Here is a 1,893-nt window from a genome sequence, read left to right as displayed (position 1 = left end):
GCACATGTATGTGCTGGCCACCGCCGCCGCGCGCGAGGCCATCAACGGTCCCGATTTCATCCACCGCGCCGAGGATGTGCTGAAGACCGAGATCCGCGTGCTCACCGGCCGCCAGGAAGCCTATTATTCGGCGCTTGGCGTCATTTCCGGTTTCCATCCGGCCAACGGCATCGCCGGTGACCTCGGCGGCGGCAGCCTCGAGCTGATCGACATCAACCGAGACGCGATCGGCGACGGCATCACGCTACCGCTCGGCGGCCTGCGCCTGCAGGATATGGCCAAGAACTCGCTGGTGCAGGCGCAGAAGATCGCGCGTCAGGAACTGGCGCGGGCAAAGCTGCTCAAGGGCGGGCAAGGCAGGGTCTTTTATGCCGTCGGCGGCACCTGGCGAAACCTTGCCAGGCTGCATATGGAGATGACCAACTACCCGCTCGGCATCATGCATCACTACGAGATTTCGGCCGACAGCGCGCAGACCTTCCTCAGGCAGGTGGCCAAGGGCGAGGTCGAGAAGGTGAGGGGCATCGAAGGCGTCTCCAAGAACCGCCGCTCGCTGCTGCCCTACGGCGCCGTCGTGCTGCAGGAGATCATGGCGGCGATGCAGCCCTCGAAGATCATCGTCTCGGCGCAAGGCGTGCGCGAGGGTTTTCTCTATTCGCTGCTCGACCCCGAGGAGCAGAAGGCTGACCCGCTGATCTCGGCGGCCGAGGAACTGGCGCTGTTGCGCTCGCGCTCGGTGCACCACGCGCATGACCTTGTCGAATGGACCGGCAAGGCATTCAAGGCCTTCGGCATCGACGAGACGGAAGACGAAACGCGCTACCGCCATGCCGCCTGCCTGCTCGCCGATATCGGCTGGCGCGCGCATCCAGAATATCGCGGCAGGCAGTCGCTCAACATCATCGCGCATGCCTCCTTCATCGGCGTCGACCATCCCGGCCGCGCCTATCTGGCCCTGGCCAACGCCTACCGCCATGACGGCATCTTCAACGACGGCATCGCGCCCGAGATCAAGGCGCTGGCGCCACCGCGCCTTCTGGAACGCGCCCGCGTGCTGGCGGCGATGATGCGCGTGGTCTATCTGCTCACCGCCGCGATGCCGGGCGTCATGCCGAGGCTGAAATGGGAAAGCCGCGGCAACGGCGCGCTGGCGCTGGTGCTGCCGGCCTCGCTCTCCGATCTCTACGGCGAGCGCCCCGCTGGACGGCTGGCGCAGCTGGCGCGCATCACCAACCGCCGCCTGGTGCTGGCGGTCGAGGGCGGGCCAAGTGTATCGGTAAAATAGGACGTTTCGGTGAAATAGGGCTGGCTCAGGTCACCTCGGCGCTGATCCAAAGTCGCGTCCGTCAGCAGACCATGCGCCGGCGCCGGCCATGGCGAGCGCCAGGAAGCCGCCGGCAATGGCGATGTCCTTCATCAGCATCTGCTGGTGCAGGAAGGCGAGCGTGGCATCGTCGCCGCCCTGGCCGTAATGGCCGGTGAAGCCCGCGACGATGCAGAAGGCGGCAAGCAGAAGCGCTACGATCCGGGTCTGGAAACCGACGAGGATCAAGAGCCCTGCAATCAATTCGAACAAGCCGGTGCCCCAGGCCGCTAAAGTCGGCAACGGCAGGCCGAGCCCGGCGAAATAATTGATTGTGCCGGAGATGTTGGTGAGCGCCTGGAACCCCGACGGCACGAAGAGCGCGGCGAGCAGCAGCCGCGAGACCAGAAGCAACGCATTGCGAGACATTGGCCACCTCCCTTGCCGGTGCATGACGCCGGCTGCGGCGCAGTCTACGCCTGCAACGAAAAAGCGGCGCGGAAAATTCCGCGCCGCTTTCGAGTTTGGCTTGGGAGGAAAGAAGGATCAGCCGCGCTTGGCGTCGATCGAATAGGCGCCGGCGCCTATTC

At 65.3% G+C, this 1,893-nt stretch carries 2 protein-coding genes; one reads left to right on the top strand and one right to left on the bottom strand.

Going from position 1 to position 1,893, the window contains the following annotated elements; translation table 11 throughout:
- Positions 1-1,285, top strand: a 1,285-nt coding sequence (locus tag EOA27_RS34465; RefSeq protein ID WP_145970757.1) for a Ppx/GppA phosphatase family protein, incomplete at its 5' end; no start/stop codon positions are given.
- 30 nt (positions 1,286-1,315) lie between these two features.
- Here EOA27_RS34465 and EOA27_RS34460 read toward each other — a convergent pair.
- Positions 1,316-1,732, bottom strand: coding sequence for a DoxX family protein (locus EOA27_RS34460; protein ID WP_126083212.1), 417 nt, complete (start codon positions 1,730-1,732; stop codon positions 1,316-1,318).
- Positions 1,733-1,893: the final 161 nt, after the last annotated feature.

Origin of the sequence: Mesorhizobium sp. M2A.F.Ca.ET.037.01.1.1 (genome assembly GCF_003998075.1) — a bacterium.
Taxonomy (GTDB): Bacteria; Pseudomonadota; Alphaproteobacteria; order Rhizobiales; family Rhizobiaceae; genus Mesorhizobium.
Note: the sequence above shows the minus strand (reverse complement) of the source record. Positions and strands in the feature narration are given on the sequence as shown.